Annotated in this window: 3 protein-coding genes and 1 pseudogene; all 4 read left to right on the forward strand. The window is 36.9% G+C overall.

Features of this window, described 5'->3' with window-relative positions; all coding sequences use genetic code 11:
• Positions 1-130: 130 nt before the first annotated feature.
• Positions 131-532: a hypothetical protein gene (locus AB4653_RS09985; protein WP_004730409.1), complete on the forward strand. Its 402-nt coding sequence runs from the start codon at positions 131-133 to the stop codon at positions 530-532.
• Position 533: 1 nt separating this feature from the next.
• Positions 534-1,304: a F0F1 ATP synthase subunit A gene (gene atpB / locus AB4653_RS09990; RefSeq protein ID WP_017111917.1), complete on the forward strand. Its 771-nt coding sequence runs from the start codon at positions 534-536 to the stop codon at positions 1,302-1,304.
• Between the two features lie 46 nt (positions 1,305-1,350).
• The gene (gene atpE / locus AB4653_RS09995; protein WP_004730405.1) at positions 1,351-1,587 is read left to right on the forward strand and encodes a F0F1 ATP synthase subunit C; all 237 of its coding nucleotides are present in this window, start codon (positions 1,351-1,353) and stop codon (positions 1,585-1,587) included.
• 54 nt (positions 1,588-1,641) lie between these two features.
• Positions 1,642-1,721, forward strand: a pseudogene (locus tag AB4653_RS10000) (F0F1 ATP synthase subunit B); the annotation flags it as partial.

Raw genomic sequence — 1,721 nt, forward strand, 5'->3', positions numbered from 1 at the left:
GATTATTTCTTTGTTAACAAGTAAAGGTTTATTAACAAGTCAAATTGCTATTAACAAGTAAGTGCTAGTAACAAAACATATTCAAACTGTGTTTTATATTGACTTACACTGTTAAATATAAGGTTTTATTATGAGGCTTAATGGGATAAGTAGCGACATCCTTGTTGCTGCTAAAAGAGTTGTTCTCTGCCAAATAGTATTAGCCGTCGGTGTAGTTTTATATGAAGTGTTTTTTGGTAATAAAGTAGATATGGAGTCTTCAGCTTTGGGTGTCGTAATCGCGATGTTACCACCGCTGTTTGGTTTTATATATGCAAGCCTTAAGGTGCACAAGAATCCTAATTATAGTTTACGTGACTTAATGCAAATGAGTCGTGTCGTGAAAATAACCTATACGTTCTTAATGTTTATCTTGGCATTCCAGTTTTTTAAATTGGATAACCCAGTAATATTATACGCGTATATTTTCACAATGATTGGGTACTTCTTAACACCATTTATTACTGCCTCTACAAGATCGGAGTACGTGTAGTATGGATCAAGTCACTACCGCTCACGAATACATAGAGCATCACTTAACCTTCTTAACTACAGGTGATGGTTTCTGGGCGTTCAACATTGACTCAATGTTGGTATCTTGGATCACGGGTTTACTGTTTATTGGAGCTTTTCGATATGTAGTGACCAAGGGCACTAGCGGTGTTCCAGGTCGTTTTCAATGTTTTATCGAGCTTATCTTTGATTTCGTTAACAACCTAGTCAAAGAGATTTTTCAAGCGGAGGATAAATTAATAGGGCCACTGGCATTAACCACTTTTGTTTGGGTGTTGTTAATGAATGCAGTCGACCTATTGCCTATAGATTTAATACCAGGGTTAACTCGTGTAATGGGTTTAGAACACTTTAGAGATCTACCGACAGCGGATGTAAATGTCCCAATGTCGATGGCACTCGGTGTGTTTATTTTATTGTTAACTTATACGTTGAAAAATAAAGGTTTGAAAGGCTTTATCAAAGAGCTAACTACTCAGCCATTTGATAACCCTCTTTTATATCCTGTTAACTTTGTTCTTGAATTAATAACATTAATTTCAAAGCCAATATCACTAGGCTTACGATTATTCGGAAATATGTATGCAGGCGAGATGATATTCATCCTTATCGCACTAATGCCTTGGTGGATGCAATGGGCACTAAGTGTTCCATGGGCCTTGTTCCACATATTAATCGTATTCTTACAAGCATTTATATTTATGGTACTGACCGTTGTTTACTTAGCAATGGCAACAGAAGAACACCACTAATTAATAACTAAAAAATTAACTAACACATTATTTATCGGAGATACAAATGGATATCGTAAGCGCAGTTTTATATGTAGCAGGTGCATTACTGATCGGTTTAGGTGCAGCAGGTGCAGCATCTGGTATTGGTAACTTAGCAGGTAAATACCTTGAAGGTGTTGCTCGTCAACCAGACCTTACGCCAATGCTTCGTACTCAATTCTTCATCATGATGGGCCTTGTGGATGCTGTACCGATGATCGGTGTTGGTATCGGTCTATACATCATCTTTGCCGTTGCTTAATTGAAAGCTTTGAAAAGATCGATTTGTAAATAATCAAGATTTAGTGAGGAAGGTATGAATTTAAATGCCAGCATGTTTGGTCAAGCAATCTCATTCGTGATTTTTGTTTGGCTATGCATGAAATATGTATGGCC

It is taken from the genome of Vibrio sp. 10N.222.48.A3 (genome assembly GCF_041475345.1).
GTDB classification, from domain to species: Bacteria; Pseudomonadota; Gammaproteobacteria; order Enterobacterales; family Vibrionaceae; genus Vibrio; species Vibrio tasmaniensis_A.

Bases quoted from the DNA above. Each gene is read 5' to 3' on its own strand.
- AB4653_RS09985 (WP_004730409.1), top strand. From the start codon at position 131: ATGAGGCTTAATGGGATAAGTAGCGACATCCTTGTTGCTGCTAAAAGA.
- atpB (WP_017111917.1), top strand. From the start codon at position 534: ATGGATCAAGTCACTACCGCTCACGAATACATAGAGCATCACTTAACC.
- atpE (WP_004730405.1), top strand. From the start codon at position 1,351: ATGGATATCGTAAGCGCAGTTTTATATGTAGCAGGTGCATTACTGATC.